Below are 15,274 nucleotides of genomic sequence, written 5' to 3' on the forward strand. Positions count from 1 at the left end.
GTGACCTTTGCGCTTGCAATCGAGCAGCTGCTGAACGGTGTTCAGCTCGGCGTCATGCTCTTTCTCATGGCCGCCGGGCTGACGCTGATCTTCGGCGTCATGGGCCTGATCAATCTGGCCCATGGCTCGCTCTACATGGTGGGTGCCTTTGCCTGCGCAACCGTGGCCGCCTTCACCGGATCGTTCTGGCTTGGCCTTGTCGCAAGCCTTGCAGCATCTGCGGCGGCCGGCGCCCTCATCGAAATCACGGTGATCCGCAGGCTCTATGCCCGCGATCACCTTGATCAGGTGCTGGCGACGTTTGCCCTCATCTTGATCTTTTCGGAGGGAATGCGCTGGCTGTTCGGCTCGTTCCCGCTCTATCTCGATATCCCGCCGCTGCTTGAGGGCGCCGTCGCCCTGCCGGGTGGTGGACAATATCCGCTCTACCGGCTGGCCATCATTCTCGCCGGCGCTCTTGTTGCCCTTGGCCTTTATGGGCTGATTTCCCGCACACGGCTCGGCATGCGCATCCGCGCCGGCGAAAGCGACCGTGAGATGATTGCCGCCCTCGGCGTCGATATCCGCACGCTCTATACGCTGGTCTTTGCTCTCGGCGCGGCTCTTGCGGGTTTTGCCGGCGGCATGGTCGGTGCGCTGCAATCGGTGCAGGTTGGCATGGGTGAACCGGTGCTGATCCTTGCCTTCGTCGTCATCGTCATCGGCGGCATCGGCTCGATCAAGGGGGCTCTCATCGGCGCGCTTCTGGTGGGCGTCGTCGATACGATGGGCCGGCTGCTTCTGCCGCAGGTGTTGTCGCTGATGGTTCCCCCGGCTCAGGCGGGCCTCATCGGCGGGGCGCTTGCCTCCATGCTCATCTATATCCTGATGGCGGTCATCCTTGCGGTCAAACCGCGCGGCCTGTTTCCGGCGCAGGCATGAGGAGTTTTCTGATGAGCCGCGAAAACATCCTCAATCTCGTGCTGGCCTTGGCGCTTCTGGCTGTGCCTTACATCGCGCAGGCCGCCGGCCAGCCTTTCACCATCACGCTTGCCACCCGCATCGCGATCCTCGCGCTTGCTGCAACCGGGCTCAATATCGCGCTTGGCCTTGGTGGTCTCGTTTCCTTTGGCCATGCGGCCTTCTTCGGCGTCGGCGGCTATGTGGCCGGCATCCTGTCTTCGCATGCCTTTTCCGGCGATCCGATGCTGTTCGGCCTGCCCGGTTCGAAGCAGATGCTCGTCGTCTGGCTCGTCGCCATGGGGACAGCCGGGCTTCTGGGGCTTGCCATCGGCGTGATCAGCCTTCGCACGTCGGGCGTCTACTTCATCATGATCACGCTCGCCTTTGCGCAGATGGTCTATTACTTCGCCATGTCCTGGCCGGCCTATGGCGGCGAGGACGGGTTGTCGATCGTCGTCCGCAACCAGTTCCCCGGCGTCAACACCATGCGGCCGATGAACTTTTTCATGATCTGTTACGGCGTGCTTCTGGTCGGCATCGTGCTGTCGGCGCTCATCCGTTCGTCGCGGTTCGGGGCAGCACTTCAGGCCGTGCGCCAGAACGATGTGCGCGTGGCAGCCGTTGGCATTTCGCCGATGCCGATCCGCCTCACCGCCTTCGTCCTCTCCGCCATGCTGACGGCGGTCGCCGGCGCGCTCTATGCCGATCTCAACCGCTTCGTCAGTCCCTCCATGCTCTCCTGGCACATGTCGGGCGAACTCATCGTGCTGATCATTCTGGGCGGCACCGGCCGACTGATGGGACCGGTGGCGGGGGCAGCGCTCTATGTCATCTTCGAACACCTGCTCGGCGGCTTGACGGAACGCTGGCAGTTCTTCCTCGGCCTCATCCTGCTGGCAACCGTGCTCTTTGCGCGCGGCGGGCTGATTGGGCTCATTGCCGGAAAGGTGCGTCATGGCTGATCCGGTCCTTTCCATCCAGAACCTCCACAAGAGCTTTGGCGCGCTGAAGGCGACCGATGGTGTCAGCATCGATCTTCACCCCGGCGAAATCCATGCGCTGATCGGCCCGAACGGGGCGGGCAAGTCGACCCTGATCCACCAGATCTGCGGCACGGTGAAGCCCGATTCCGGAACGATCACGCTGGCAGGCCGCGAGATTGGCCGTCTGCCGGTTGCCGAACGCGCCCGGCTGGGGCTTGGCCGCACGTTTCAGATTTCGTCGCTCGCCGGTGAATTTTCCGCCCTGCGCAATGTCATGCTGGCGGTTCAGGCCGGGCAGGGCTCGAGCTTTGCCTTCTTCAAGCCGGTGATGCGCGATCGCTCGCTCACCGATGCCGCCATGGACCGGCTGGAGCGGGTGGGGCTGGCGGCGCGTGCCAATGTGACGGCATCCGAACTGTCCCATGGCGAAAAACGCCAGCTGGAAATCGCCATTGCGCTGGCGCTCGATGTGAAGGCCTTCCTGCTCGACGAGCCGATGGCCGGCATGGGGCCGGAAGGCTCCAAGGTGCTGACCGGCTTTCTCGACAGCCTGCGCCAGGAGGCGCCGATCCTGCTGGTGGAGCATGACATGGATGCCGTCTTTGCGCTGGCCGACCGGATTTCGGTGCTGGTCTACGGTCGGGTGATCGCGACCGGCACGGTGAACGAGATCCGCAACGATCCGGCCGTGCGTCAGGCCTATCTTGGAGATCACGCCTGATGCTGCTCGATGTTAAGGATATCGCCACCTTCTATGGCGCAAGCCAGGCCCTGTTCGGCGTGAACCTTCACATCGCCGAAGGCGAGGTCGTGGCCCTGATGGGGCGTAACGGCATGGGCAAATCGACCACCATCAAATCGATCTGCAACCTGATGCCGCCGAAATCCGGCGAGGTGCTGTTTGATGGCGCAGCGACCGGGCGCCTGCCGCCGCACAAGGTTGCACGCCTCGGCATCGGGCTTGTGCCGGAAGGCCGCCGCTGCTTTCCCAACCTCACGGTCTACGAGAACCTGGTTGCCGCTGCACGGCCGGGCCGCTGGACGCTGGAGCGGGTCAACGACCTCTTTCCCCGCCTTGCCGAACGGCGCGATCAGATGGCGCGCTCACTGTCGGGCGGTGAGCAGCAGATGCTGGCGGTCGGCCGCGCGCTGATGACCAATCCGCGCCTCTTGATCCTCGACGAAGCGACCGAAGGTCTCGCCCCCGTCATCCGTCAGGACATCTGGCGGGCGATCCGCACCCTGAAGGGCGACGGACTGTCGATCCTGGTGGTCGACAAGACGCTGTCGGAACTTTTGCCGGTGGCCGATCGCTGCGTCGTGCTGGAAAACGGCAAGACGGTGTGGGCCGGGCCGCCGGACGGGCTGACGCCGGATCTGCAGGATCGTTATCTCGGTGTGTAGAAATGCGGCTCTGGCGTCGGGGCGCAAGAGCCGCACTTTCATGAGAAAGGACGTCAGGCGCCCAGTGGGGTGGAGGTCGCCTTCTGGTCTGCCGGCAGTGCAGCGAGCCGCCCGGCAAGGTTTGCCATGCGCTTCACGGCCTCTTCCAGCACCTCGTCAGGCACCGTCAGCGAAATGCGGATGAAGCCGGCCGCCTGATGGCCGAAGGAGGAGCCGGGCATGACGGCGACCTTTTCGCTCTGCAGCAGTTCCAGCGCGTAATCGGCGCCGGCCAAGCCCGTTGCCGTCACATCCACCACCACGAACATGCCGCCTTCCGGCATCATCGGCTTCAAGAGATTGCTGCCGGTAAGTGTATCGCGCACGATCTTGGCCCGGCGCTCGTAATTTGTCCGCATGATGCCCGCGGTCTCAAACGGTTTGGAAAGTGCCAGCGCCGTCATGTCGGAAATGAAGGGCTGCACACCAAACAGCATGGTTTCCGAGACCGGCAGCAACCTTTCGCAAAATTCCTCCGGGCCTGCCGCCCAGCCGCTGCGAAAGCCGGGTGCTGCATGCGATTTGGAAATGGAGGACACGACGATGGTACGCTCGGCAAGCTCGGCCATGTCGAAGGGCGAGGCAAAATCCTCGCCGAAGATCAGCTGTTCATAGACCTCGTCGCAGACGATCCAGAGATCGTGCTTGCGGCAGATCTTTCCGATGGCGGCAATTTCCGCCTCGGTCAGCACGGCACCGGTCGGGTTGTGCGGCGTGTTCAACAGCAGCACACGCGCTTCCGGCGTGATCGCCCGCTCCAGATCTTCCGCCTGCATGTGGAAGCGGTTTTCCGGGCGAAGCGGGACCGGAATAAAGTGTGCGCCGGTGGAGGCAATCACGCCCTCGTAGGTCGCGTAAAGCGGATCGCCGACCAGCACGCCGTCGCCGGCTTCCACTAGCCCGGTCATCACGGCATAAAGCGCGGTTTGCGTCCCGGGAAAACAGAGGAAATTCTTTTCCGTGACGCCGGGGCGGCGCTTTTCATATTTTTCCACCAATGCCTTCAAGACCGGCGGTTCACCGCGTCCGTTGGAATAGCGGGTGCGGCCGGCATGCATGGCACGGGCGCACTCGGCCAGAAGCTCCGGGTCCGGCGGCAGGTCCGGCTCGCCGATGGTCAGTTCGATGATCGGCTCGCCGGCAGCCTTCATGCGGCGGGCCTGCAAATGAAGGGCCCAGCGGCCGGAACCGAGATCGGCCAGGCGGTCGGTGATGGAAGCGTAGCGCACGGAAAATTCTCCAGTTCAGGTGCGGATCGTCGCAAGATCGCCGGGGTTAAGCCCCAGCAATCGCTCGACCGAATGTATGGCGGTATCGGCCAGTTCGTGGTCGTCAAACATGTCGGACACCAGCGTTCCCTCCAGCCACAACCCGTCGATCAGGCCGTTCAATGCAATGGCATGGTGGCGGCAGGTATCGGCAGCCAGCGGCTTTCCCTGTTCCTCGAAAAAGGCCTGCAGCAGATCCTGCAGCACTGACAGGAAGGCGACGTAATTTTCGCGGTGAATGGCGGCAAAGGCCGGCTCGACGCGGATATGGCCGATGAAGGCGGCCCAGAGCGACAGCATGCGCGGATCGGTGACCGGCGGGGTCAGGTTGCCGACGATGAAGCGGATCAGCTTTTCACGCGCCGTGCCGGGGCTGTCGGCCGCGGCAAATGCGGGCGCGCTCATCATCCGCATCACCTCGCGATAGGCGTCCTGCATCATCAGGTCCTTGCTCGCGAAGTAATGCCGGATGAGACCGCCGGTCACGCCGGCGCGGGTGGCGATCTGGCGCACGGTGGCACCCTGGATGCCAAGCTCGGAAATGCAGTCGAGCGTCGCGTTGATCAGATCCTCGCGCCGCTCGGCCTCTGGGGCCCGATGAAAGGTCCGCCGGTTCACGCCGCCTGCCGAAGGATCGGGCGGGTGAGGCAGGTCGGGCCGCCCTCGCAGGCGATGCAGAGCGCATCCGCCTCGAAGGTGGTCACGGTGCAGCCATGGGCTTCCATGGCAGCCTTGGTCGCCGGAAAACCATCGACCATGATCACCTGTCCGGGGCTCGTCGGCAGCACGTTGAGATTGAGGCCGTTGCTGGCGGCAAAATCGGCTTCCGGCGCATGGATCAGCGTATAGCCGCGCTCTTTCAGCATCAGATAGAAAGCGGCCGGCATCAGCGGCGCATGGACGAGCGCCATGGTTTCGGAAAGCGGACTGATCACCGACATCAGGTGCAGGCAGGCCTCTTCGCCCTGCCAGAGCGGCAGGTCATAGCCGAGAACCGTGACGCCGATCGGGCCGAGAATGGCCTGCAATTGTTCGATGCCCGACTGGTTGCTGCGCACGCCGCGCCCGACGGCGAGCGTCTTGTCATCCACCCAGACGCAATCGCCGCCTTCCACCGTGCCTGGCGCCTCGATGGTGCCGAGGATCGGAATGCCGGCCTCGCGATAGGCCTTGGCATGCAGCGCCGGTTCGCCGGCGCGCAAGACCTTGCCCATGCGCAGGATCACGGCGCCCTTGTCGGTCATCAGCGAAGGGTCATGCGTGAACATGGAATCGGCAAGCCCGTCGCCATCGTCTTCCACCCAGAGAATTTCGGCGCCGGAGGCTGCTACGAGACCGGCAAACTGCGCATGCTGTGCAATCGCCTTTTCCGCCTCGAAGCCGGGGCCATAATGCCATTCCCGGGCATTGGCGGCGCGAAGGCTGGCGCCCGGGCGGCGCATCAGCACGCGCGCAAGCGTCGTTGACATGGCCTGGCAGCCGTATCCGTTCATGAATAACCTCGATGAGTTCGGGATGAAAACCTTGGACTGCTCTTATTATACGCTTGAGTAATTTTTAGACAAGTGCAAAACTAAGTCCTGATCATGCGGCGCCAGCACCGCGCAAGAAGAACAACATGCTGGGGGAATAGTCGGCAGAGCAGACCGGGCGATGAACGTCCGGCGGTGAAGGTAACATGGCGGAAACGGCGCAAGCCATTGAAGTAAAAAACCTTTTTAAGCGTTTTGGTCCGCTTGAGGTTTTAAAGGGTGTGTCTCTGAGTGCAAATCAGGGTGATGTGATTGCCCTGATTGGCGGCAGCGGGTCGGGCAAATCCACATTTTTGCGTTGCATCAATCTCCTGGAATTGCCGACCTCCGGTGAAGTGTCCATCCACGGCGAAACCATCCAGATGAAGAAGGATGGCCATGGTGGCCTGCTGCCGGCCAATCGTCGTCAGGTTCAGCGCATCCGCACCAAACTCGGCATGGTGTTTCAGAGCTTCAACCTGTGGCAGCATATGACCGTTCTGCAGAATGTCATCGAAGTGCCGGTGCATGTGCTCGGACAGCCGCGCGATGAGGCGATTGCAACCGCCGAGACGCTGCTTCGCCGCGTCGGTCTTTACGAGAAGCGTGACGCCTATCCAGCGTTCATGTCCGGTGGCCAGCAGCAGCGTGCAGCCATTGCCCGCGCGCTTGCCATCCAGCCGCTGGTGATGCTCTTCGACGAGCCGACATCCGCGCTCGATCCCGAGCTGGTCGGCGAAGTTCTCTCCGTCATCGGCGATCTGGCGCGCGAAAAGCGCACGATGATCCTGGTGACCCATGAAATGGCCTTTGCCCGCCAGGTGGCCAACCATGTGGTGTTCCTGCATGGAGGCCATATCGAGGAGCAGGGTTCGCCGGAGGCAATCTTCGAGAACCCGCAGTCGGAGCGCCTGAAGAAGTTCATCAGCTCCATCCACTAACAAGAACCAAAAACGCAAAGCATCACCGAAAGGGGAAAATCATGAAAGATCTGCTCAAGGCCACCGCCATTGCGCTTGCCGTCAGCGCTGCAGCCTTCGGCTCGGCTGCCGCCCAGGAATTGAAGATCGGCGTTGCCGCGGAACCCTATCCGCCCTTTTCCTCGCCGGATGCGAGCGGCAAGTGGGTTGGCTGGGAAATCGACTTCATCGACGCGCTGTGCGCCGAAGCCAAGGAAAAATGCGTCGTCACCCCGGTTGCCTGGGATGGCATCATTCCGGCGCTGACCTCCAAGAAGATCGATGCCATCATCGGCTCCATGTCGATCACGGCAGAACGCGAAAAGACGATCGCCTTCTCGGACAAGTATTACAACACGCCGGCGACCGTCATCGGTCCGAAGAGCGAGAAGTTCACCGCCACGCCGGAAGGCCTGAAGGGCAAGATCCTCGGCGTTCAGGTGTCCACCGTCTCGGCGGACTACGCCAAGAAGTATTTTGCGCCGGTCGTTTCCGAGATCAAGGAATACCAGACGCAGGACGAGGCAAACCAGGATCTGGCCGCCGGCCGCATCGATGCCACCCAGGCTGACCTCATCACGCTGCAGGCGTTCCTCGACAGCGAGCAGGGCAAGGCCTGCTGCGAATCCAAGGGCAATGTGAAGGACGACCCGGAAATTCTCGGCACCGGGATCGGCATCGGCCTTCGCAAGGAAGATACGGCGCTGAAGGACAAGTTCAACGCCGCCATCAAGGCCGTGCGTGCGAATGGCACCTACGACAAGATCTCCAAGAAGTATTTCGCCTTCGACATCTACGGCAATTAAGCCGACAGAGATCCGTTCGTCCGGCCCTTCACGCTCGCGTGTCGGGCCGGATGTGCCTCTCCGGCTCTGAAAGCGCCTCTTCATGGACGCCACTCTCAAACTTCTCTCGCTCTGGTCTCCGGGCTGGGGCGGCGTGCTCCTGACCGGTCTTCTCCACTCGCTGCAGGTGGCGTTCGGCGGCTATCTGCTTGGCCTCCTCATCGGCACCGGCGGCGCCGCCGGCAAGCTGTGGGGCGGGCCGATCCTGCGCGATCTCCTAGAAGTCTATACGACCGTCGTGCGCGGCGTGCCGGAACTCGTGCTCATCCTCATTCTCTATTATGCCGGCACCGATGCGGTGAACCATCTGACGGCGCTGATCGGGCTGCCGTCCGTCGATATCAGCGGCCTTGCCGCCGGCATTTTCGTCATCGGCGTGGTGCAGGGGGCCTATTCGACCGAGGTGCTGCGGGGCGCGATCCTGTCCGTCCCCCAGGGGCAGCTTGAGGCGGCGCGCGCCTATGGCATGTCGCCGCTTCTGTCGCTGCGGCGCATCACGCTGCCGGCCATGCTGCCCTATGCGCTGCCGGGTCTGTCCAACCTCTGGATGATCGCCACCAAGGATACCGCGCTGCTGGCCGTCGTCGGCTTTGCCGAGCTGACGCTGGTGACGCGCCAGGCGGCCGGCACGACGAAGGCCTACCTCACCTTTTTCCTCGCTGCCGGTGCGCTTTATCTGGCAGTCACGCTTCTCTCCAACCTGCTGATCGGCCTTTTGGAAAAACGCGCCCGCCGCGGCCTTGTCCGTCAGGGAGGCGCCTGATGAGCGAGGCCCAAAACCCGGCCACCTATGTGGCTCCGAAAGCGCGCAGCTTGTTTGAGCCGCACCGCCTGTTTCTCATGGCGGTTGCCGCCGTGCTGGTGTTCTGTGTGGCCTGGTTCATGCGCTGGGACTGGCTGCCGCGCTATCAGGAACGGCTGATCTACGGCATCGGCGAAACGCTGCTGATGCTCTTTTCAACGGCGATCGTCGGCTTCCTGTTTGCCGTGCCGCTCGGTCTCGTGCAGGTGACGGGGCCAAAGCCGCTGGCCTGGGCGGCGAGCGGCTTCTGCACGCTGATCCGCGGCACGCCGCTTCTTCTGCAGCTCTGGCTGCTCTATTACGGGCTCGGTTCGCTGTTTGCGCAATATCCGGAAATCCGCTCCTCTTTCCTCTGGCCCTATCTGCGCCAGGCCTGGCCCTATGGTTTTGCCGCGCTGATGATCTCCTTTGCCGCCTATGAGGGCGAGGTGATGCGCGGCGCCTTTGCCGGCGTGCCGCGCGGAGAGCTGGAAGCGGCGCGCGCCTATGGCATGGGTCCGTTCACGCTGTTTCGCCGCATCTGGTTGCCGCGCGCCATTCACCGCGCGCTGCCGACACTGACCGGCGAGACGGTGCTGCAGCTCAAATCGACCCCGCTTGTGGCGACGGTCACTGTGGTGGATGTCTACGCCATCATTTCGCGCGTGCGCCAGGAAACCTTCCTGACCTATGAGCCGCTGCTGCTTCTGGCGCTCATCTATCTCTGCCTCACCGGCATTCTGGTCTTTGCCTTCCGGCAGCTGGAAAACCGTATCCCGACCAGGGGCGCCTGACGCCGCATTTCAGGCGGCCGGTCTCCGGCGGTGCAGCCACAGCAACGGGAACGGCAGAAACAATCTGGAAGCTCCAGGAGCATATTTGCCAGCGCGGAGGCGCTGCTCGCCTTCCTGCCGCACCCGGTCAGGGCGCCTTCCTGCGGTGGCTTGCGCCCACGTGCCGGTCCGGCAGGCGCGGCGTTCCAAACAGTTTTTGCCGCATCGGGCCTTCAGCATAATGGGTCTTGTAGGCTTGGCGCTCCTGCAGGATCGGCACGATCAGATCGATGATGTCGTCAAAACATTCCGGAACGACGGTGCGCGACAGGTTGAACCCGTCAATGCCAGCCTGTTCGCTCCAGGCGATCAACTGCCCGGCAATATCATCGGCGGCACCCACCATCGGGGCCTGCCGGCTGCCCAGCACCATCTGCTGAAGCAGCTTGCGGCGTGTCCATTGCGGGCCGGCTGCGCGGGTTATTGCCTCGACATTGGAGGTGATGGCATTGCTCTTGCCGGTCTCGATCGGCTCGTCCGGATCGTATTTCGAAAAGTCGATACCCAGGGATGCGGCGGCGTGCACAAGGGCAGCCTCCGAACTGACATAGCGCCTGTAATCCTCGAACTTTTCGCGCGCCTCGGCTTCGGTGCGGCCGGTGACGATGGTCGCACCCATGAACATTTTGATATCATCCGGCTCTCGGCCGGCCTCGACCGCCTTTGCGCGGATGTCTTCGACGATCGCCTTTACGCCGTCGATCTTCTGGCCGTTGACGAAGACGCATTCGGCATGCGTTGCGGCAAATTTTCGCCCGCGCGGCGAAGAGCCTGCCTGGTAAAGCACCGGCGTGCGCTGCGGCGAGGGGGCGCTGAGATGCATTGCCTCCAGCCTGTATTGCCGGCCGTGATGGTGGATCTTGTGAACCTTGGCGGCGTCGGCATAGAGGCCGGCGTCCCGGTCAAACACCACCGCGTCGTCCTCCCAGCTTTCCTCCCACAGGCGATACACGATCTCCATGTATTCATCGGCCAGATCGTAGCGGTCGTCATGCGCCATCTGGCCCGCAAGACCGTTGGCACGCGCGGCACTGTCCAGGTAGCCGGTGACGATGTTCCAGCCGATGCGTCCCTGTGTGAGGTGATCGAGCGTCGACAGGCGTCGCGCAAACAGGAAGGGCGGCTCGTAGGTGAGGTTTGCCGTCACCCCGAAGCCGAGATGTGTGGTGACGGCGGCCATGGCAGGCACCAGCATCATCGGGTCATTGACCGGCACCTGCACCGCTCCCCGGATTGCCGCATCGGCGCTTGCGCCCAGCACATCGTAGACACCCGACACATCGGCAAGGAAAATGCCGTCGAACAGGCCTTCCTCCAGCCGCTTGGCGTAATCCATCCAGTAGGTGATGTCATGGTAGCGGTACGACTGGTCGCGCGGGTGCCGCCACAGACCCTGCTGAATATGGCCGACCGTATTCATGTCGAAGGCGTTGAAGCGGATTTCGCGCATTATTCCCCTCCGGCTTTCCCGGTTAAATGGTTTGCAGCCCGCCAGCTGTTTCGTATAGGATTTCTGTCGTCCACTATAAGAGACGATTTTAAGGAAATGCAAGAATGGGCGGCGAGGATCTTCCGGCAGCGTCTGGCGCCTTTATTCTGAGCGGGCAGGCGATTGCCGAGCGCCTGCGGATCGAGCGGGAAAATCGCGGCTGGTCGCTGTCGGATCTGGCCGAGCGCTCCGGTGTCTCCAAGGCCATGATCAGCAAGATCGAACGCTGCGAGGCAAGCCCGACAGCCACGGTTCTTGGCCGCCTCTCCGGCGCCTTCGGCCTGCCGCTCTCGGTGCTGCTGGCGCTTGCCGAGCGCGCCGGCGACCGCCTCTCGCGGGTGAGCGATCAGCCGGTCTGGACCGACCCGGAAACCGGCTATACGCGCCGGGCGGTGTCGGTTCCGAATGGCGGGCTTCTGGAACTGATCGAGGTGACGCTGCCGGCTGGCGTGCGCATTCCCTATCCGGCGTCTGCCTTTGCCTTCCAGCGCCAGCAGATCTGGCTTCTGTCAGGACAGCTGGATTTTTCTGAGGGCGAGACGCTCCACCATCTGGCGCCGGGGGATTGTCTGGAGCTTGGTCCGCCCAGCGCCTGCGTGTTCTTCAATCCGGGTGCCGAGCCATCGCGGTATCTCGTGGCGCTGACACGGCGTTAACCCTTCACGACGGCCGGGGCGGCTCACGCCCCAAGCCACAGCTTGATGATCAGCCCGACAAGGGCGACGCTGAGAACGCCGGCGGCCCAGAGTGCGACGAACCAGCCGATCTGCCGGGCCATCTTCGATGCCATCAGTGATATCCCTCTTCCGGGTTCACCTTGCCGCGAAACACCCAATAGGCATAGGCCGTATAGGCAAGGATGGCCGGCACCAGCACGGCTGCACCCACCAGCAGGAAGGCAAGGCTCTTGTCGGGCCCTGCGGCATCCCAGATCGTGACCGACGTCGGGACGATATAGGGATAAAAGCTGATGCCGATGCCGGCATAGGCCAGCACGAAGAGCCCGAGTGCCGCGAGGAACGGCCGGCTGTCATGCTTCGTCTTCAGCCCGTTCAGCAGTACCATGAGGCAGCCGATCACCAGAAGCGGGACGATGACGCTGAAGATCGCGGTCGGATAGCGAAACCAGCGGTCGAGATAATCGGGCTTGAGGAAGGGCGTCCACAGGCTGACGCATGCCATGGCAAGGACGGTGAGAAGCGCGGTTGCAAAGGCAAAGCGCCGGGCACGCGCGGCAAGATCCCCGCTCGTGCGCATCACCAGCCATGTTGCACCGAGAAGCGCATAGCCGACGAGAACCGCAAAGCCGGTTGCAATGGAAAAGGGCGTCAGCCAGTCCCACCAGCCGCCGGCATAGGCGCGGTTTACGACCGGAATGCCCTGCACCAGCGCGCCGAGCGCCACGCCCTGGCAGAAGGCGGCGACGGTGGAGCCGCCGGCAAAGGCTCCGTCCCAAAGCCGTTCGGCCGGTTTCGAGCGCCAGCGGTATTCGAAGGCGACACCGCGGAAGATCAGCGCCAGCAGCATGGTGATGAGCGGGGCGTAAAGGGCCGGCAGGATGGTGGCATAGGCCAGCGGAAAGACGGCAAGCAGGCCTCCACCGCCGAGCACCAGCCAGGTCTCGTTGCCATCCCAGACGGGCGCTACCGAGTTCATCATCACATCGCGATCATGCTTGGCATCGAAAAACGGAAACAGGATGCCGACGCCGAGATCGAAACCGTCAAGGATCACATAGGCCAGCACCGCAAAGGCAATGATGGCCGCCCAGATGAAGGGAAGATCAAGCGCCATGGCGGGCACCTCCATGAGAATGGGCATGAGAAACTGAATGGGCTGCGTGACCGTCCGCAAGGCCGGAGGCCGGGGTGATGCCGGCCGTGCGGATCGGCCCCTGGCCAAGATGGCCGTCAGGGTCACGCGGCAGCCTGCCCATCAGCCGCAGGATGTAGAATGTGCCGGCGCCGAAGACGAGGAAATAGACGATGATGAAGGCAATCAGCGAGGAGGCGACGGCCGGTGCCGAAACCGGCGATATCGACTGCGCCGTCAGCAACTGGCCATAGACCGTGTAGGGCTGGCGGCCGACTTCCGTGGTGATCCAGCCGGCGAGTACGGCGACGAAACCGGCGGGGCCCATGACGACAGCCAGCCGATGCAGCCCGCTTGCCTGGTAAAGCGTGTGGCGGAACCGACAATAAAGGCTCCAGAGCCCAAGCCCCAGCATGGCAAAGCCGAGCCCGACCATGACGCGGAAGGACCAGAAGACCACGGTGACCGGTGGCTCCAGCTCGTCCGGCACCGTGTCGAGGCCCGACAGCGGTGCGTTCAAGTCGTGCTTGAGGATCAGGCTCGACAGTTTCGGGATCTCGACCGCATAGTCGATCCGCTTCTCCTGCGGGTTCGGAAGACCGAAGAGAATGAGCGGTGCGCCATCCGGATGGCTGTCATAATGGCCTTCCATCGCCATGACCTTCACCGGCTGGTGCTCCAGCGTGTTGAGGCCGTGTGCGTCACCGGCAAGGATCTGCAGGGGGGCGACGACGGAAATCATGCCCATCGCCATGGAAAACATCGTGCCGGCGCGAAGCGGCGCGGTGCGGCGCAGCAGGTGATAACCGCCGACCGCCCCGACGACGAGCGCCGTGGTGAGATAGGCCGCCATCACCATATGAACGAAGCGATAGGGGAAGGACGGGTTGAAGATCACCGCCCACCAGTCCACCGGCACGAATTGGCCGACATCGTTGACGGCAAAGCCCGCCGGCGTCTGCATCCACGAATTGACCGCCAGGATCCAGATCGCCGACATCAGCGTGCCGAGCGCCACCATCAGGGTTGCAAAGAAATGCAGGGCCGGACCGACGCGCTTGCGGCCGAACAGCATGACACCGAGGAAGCCGGCCTCGAGGAAAAAGGCCGACAGCACCTCATAGCCCATCAGCGGGCCGATGACCGGGCCAGCCTTGTCGGAAAACACGCTCCAGTTCGTGCCGAACTGGTAGGACATCACGATGCCGGAGACGACGCCCATGCCGAAGGCCATGGCGAAGATGGTTTTCCAGAAGTCGAACAGCTCGATGTAGACGGGTTTCTTCGTCCACAGGTGCAGGCCCTCCAGCACGGCAAGATAGCTTGCAAGCCCGATGGAGAAGGCCGGAAAGATGATGTGGAAGGAAACGGTGAAGGCGAACTGTATTCGCGCCAGCATCGTGGCATCGAAATTGTCAAACATGGGGGCACTCGCTCTTTGTCCGACCCCGTGGCTGCGGGGCGCTGGTAAAGGCAGTCTCATGGCATCTGCTGCGCTGCACAATGCGTGGCGTTGCCGCAGCCGGGCGGATCCATGCAGGCAAAGTGTCACACCCCCATGAAATGGGCGGGGTTGCTTCGCCGTAAAGTGCCCTTGGATAATTTGCTGTTTGTGGCAGGCCGGTTTGCCGTTCTGCGTCAGATCTCGACCGTGGCCAGAAGCGGAAGATGGTCCGAGGCACGGCGGGCAAGCGGATTTTCCACCGCTTCGGAGTTTAAAATCCGCGGGCCGCCCGAGACGAAAATGTGATCGAGCCTCAGAAGCGGAAAGCGCGAGGGAAAGGTCGGTTTTGCAAGCCCGCCGGCGTGATGGCGCACATCCTGCATCCGGGCGGCAAGTGTCCGGTAGGGGGCCGAGGACGGGATCGAGTTGAAATCGCCGATGAGGATGGTCGGCTTTCCCTGCACATCCGGGTGACCGAGCCAGCCCGGCCCGACAAGCTCCTCGGCCTGGCGCAACCGGTCGCGGCGCAGCAGCCCAAGATGTGTGTTGAACACCTGCACGGGCTGGCCGTCCACATCGATGTCCGCCCAGATGGCGCCGCGCGGCTCCCCGATCGAGGCAAGCGCGCCGGCGCGGCGAAGACGCATCGGAAAGGCGGTCAGCAGCGCATCGCCATAGCGCTCCTCCTTGACGCTGAGCGCCGGGTGGAACTGGAAATCCATCTTCAAGAGGCTGGCAATCGCTTCGGCCTGATCAATGCCGCCGCTGCGCTTTCGACCGACATCGAGTTCCTGCAGACCGATAATGTCGGGCGAAATCTGCGCGATCATGTCGGCGACCCGGCCCGGATCGAGCCGTTTATCCGTGCCCACGCAACTGTGAACATTATAGCTGAGGATGCGGATGGTCCGGCGCGCCACAGGGCCCGTATCTTCGACAGGTTCGATCATGAGGCAGGGAACCC

The 15,274-nt window shown here is 63.0% G+C and carries 16 protein-coding genes; 9 read left to right on the forward strand and 7 right to left on the reverse strand.

The window, feature by feature from the left end; genetic code table 11:
• From J2858_RS13830 to J2858_RS13845, 4 genes are read left to right on the forward strand one after another with little or no spacing between them, the layout of a single operon-like run.
• A complete protein-coding gene (locus tag J2858_RS13830) occupies nt 1–921 on the forward strand; it encodes a branched-chain amino acid ABC transporter permease (RefSeq protein WP_210105392.1) in 921 nt (306 codons plus the stop codon).
• Between the two features lie 11 nt (nt 922–932).
• Entirely contained in the window at nt 933–1,904 is a 972-nt protein-coding gene (locus J2858_RS13835) for a branched-chain amino acid ABC transporter permease (protein ID WP_210105393.1), read from the forward strand.
• The gene (locus J2858_RS13840; RefSeq protein ID WP_210105394.1) at nt 1,897–2,646 is read left to right on the forward strand and encodes an ABC transporter ATP-binding protein; all 750 of its coding nucleotides are present in this window, start codon (nt 1,897–1,899) and stop codon (nt 2,644–2,646) included. The genes J2858_RS13835 and J2858_RS13840 overlap by 8 nt, the downstream gene beginning before the upstream one ends.
• Complete coding sequence (locus J2858_RS13845; RefSeq protein WP_432443354.1) at nt 2,646–3,329, forward strand: ABC transporter ATP-binding protein; 684 nt, start codon at nt 2,646–2,648, stop codon at nt 3,327–3,329. Before J2858_RS13840 ends, J2858_RS13845 begins: the two co-directional genes overlap by 1 nt.
• Nucleotides 3,330–3,382: 53 nt before the next feature.
• On the opposite strand, the gene J2858_RS13850 is transcribed toward J2858_RS13845, so the two are convergent.
• Genes J2858_RS13850 through J2858_RS13860 form a run of 3 tightly spaced genes read right to left on the reverse strand, consistent with a single transcriptional unit; the run spans nt 3,383 to nt 6,105 of the window.
• On the reverse strand, nt 3,383–4,597 hold the full coding sequence (locus J2858_RS13850) for a pyridoxal phosphate-dependent aminotransferase (RefSeq protein ID WP_210105395.1): 1,215 nt from the start codon (nt 4,595–4,597) through the stop codon (nt 3,383–3,385).
• A 15-nt stretch (nt 4,598–4,612) separates the two neighbouring features.
• On the reverse strand, nt 4,613–5,254 hold the full coding sequence (locus J2858_RS13855) for a TetR family transcriptional regulator C-terminal domain-containing protein (RefSeq protein WP_210105396.1): 642 nt from the start codon (nt 5,252–5,254) through the stop codon (nt 4,613–4,615).
• On the reverse strand, nt 5,251–6,105 hold the full coding sequence (locus J2858_RS13860) for a dimethylarginine dimethylaminohydrolase family protein (RefSeq protein WP_245366071.1): 855 nt from the start codon (nt 6,103–6,105) through the stop codon (nt 5,251–5,253). The genes J2858_RS13855 and J2858_RS13860 overlap by 4 nt, the downstream gene beginning before the upstream one ends.
• A 209-nt stretch (nt 6,106–6,314) precedes the next feature.
• Between J2858_RS13860 and J2858_RS13865 the strand changes: the two genes are divergently transcribed.
• The 4 genes from J2858_RS13865 to J2858_RS13880 all read left to right on the forward strand — a co-directional run bounded on the left by J2858_RS13865 (nt 6,315) and on the right by J2858_RS13880 (nt 9,526).
• The gene (locus tag J2858_RS13865) at nt 6,315–7,088 is read left to right on the forward strand and encodes an ABC transporter ATP-binding protein (RefSeq protein ID WP_210105398.1); all 774 of its coding nucleotides are present in this window, start codon (nt 6,315–6,317) and stop codon (nt 7,086–7,088) included.
• A gap of 41 nt (nt 7,089–7,129) precedes the next feature.
• Nucleotides 7,130–7,912: a transporter substrate-binding domain-containing protein gene (locus J2858_RS13870; protein WP_210105399.1), complete on the forward strand. Its 783-nt coding sequence runs from the start codon at nt 7,130–7,132 to the stop codon at nt 7,910–7,912.
• An 82-nt stretch (nt 7,913–7,994) separates the two neighbouring features.
• Complete coding sequence (locus tag J2858_RS13875) at nt 7,995–8,714, forward strand: ABC transporter permease (RefSeq protein ID WP_210105400.1); 720 nt, start codon at nt 7,995–7,997, stop codon at nt 8,712–8,714.
• Complete coding sequence (locus J2858_RS13880; RefSeq protein ID WP_210105401.1) at nt 8,714–9,526, forward strand: ABC transporter permease subunit; 813 nt, start codon at nt 8,714–8,716, stop codon at nt 9,524–9,526. The genes J2858_RS13875 and J2858_RS13880 overlap by 1 nt, the downstream gene beginning before the upstream one ends.
• Nucleotides 9,527–9,653: 127 nt before the next feature.
• Here the strand turns inward: J2858_RS13880 and J2858_RS13885 are convergent, their stop codons facing one another.
• Entirely contained in the window at nt 9,654–11,015 is a 1,362-nt protein-coding gene (locus tag J2858_RS13885) for an LLM class flavin-dependent oxidoreductase (RefSeq protein WP_210105402.1), read from the reverse strand.
• 104 nt (nt 11,016–11,119) lie between these two features.
• Between J2858_RS13885 and J2858_RS13890 the strand changes: the two genes are divergently transcribed.
• Entirely contained in the window at nt 11,120–11,710 is a 591-nt protein-coding gene (locus tag J2858_RS13890; RefSeq protein ID WP_210105403.1) for a helix-turn-helix domain-containing protein, read from the forward strand.
• A 133-nt stretch (nt 11,711–11,843) separates the two neighbouring features.
• Here the strand turns inward: J2858_RS13890 and cydB are convergent, their stop codons facing one another.
• The 3 genes from cydB to J2858_RS13905 form a co-directional block, all read right to left on the reverse strand.
• A complete protein-coding gene (gene cydB / locus J2858_RS13895) occupies nt 11,844–12,848 on the reverse strand; it encodes a cytochrome d ubiquinol oxidase subunit II (protein ID WP_210105404.1) in 1,005 nt (334 codons plus the stop codon).
• On the reverse strand, nt 12,838–14,289 hold the full coding sequence (locus tag J2858_RS13900; protein WP_210105405.1) for a cytochrome ubiquinol oxidase subunit I: 1,452 nt from the start codon (nt 14,287–14,289) through the stop codon (nt 12,838–12,840). Before J2858_RS13900 ends, cydB begins: the two co-directional genes overlap by 11 nt.
• Nucleotides 14,290–14,504: 215 nt before the next feature.
• Nucleotides 14,505–15,260, reverse strand: a complete 756-nt coding sequence (locus J2858_RS13905; RefSeq protein ID WP_210105406.1) for an endonuclease/exonuclease/phosphatase family protein — start codon at nt 15,258–15,260, stop codon at nt 14,505–14,507.
• Nucleotides 15,261–15,274: the final 14 nt, after the last annotated feature.

Origin of the sequence: Neorhizobium galegae (assembly GCF_017877135.1) — a bacterium.
In the GTDB taxonomy this organism is placed as follows: domain Bacteria; phylum Pseudomonadota; class Alphaproteobacteria; order Rhizobiales; family Rhizobiaceae; genus Neorhizobium; species Neorhizobium galegae_A.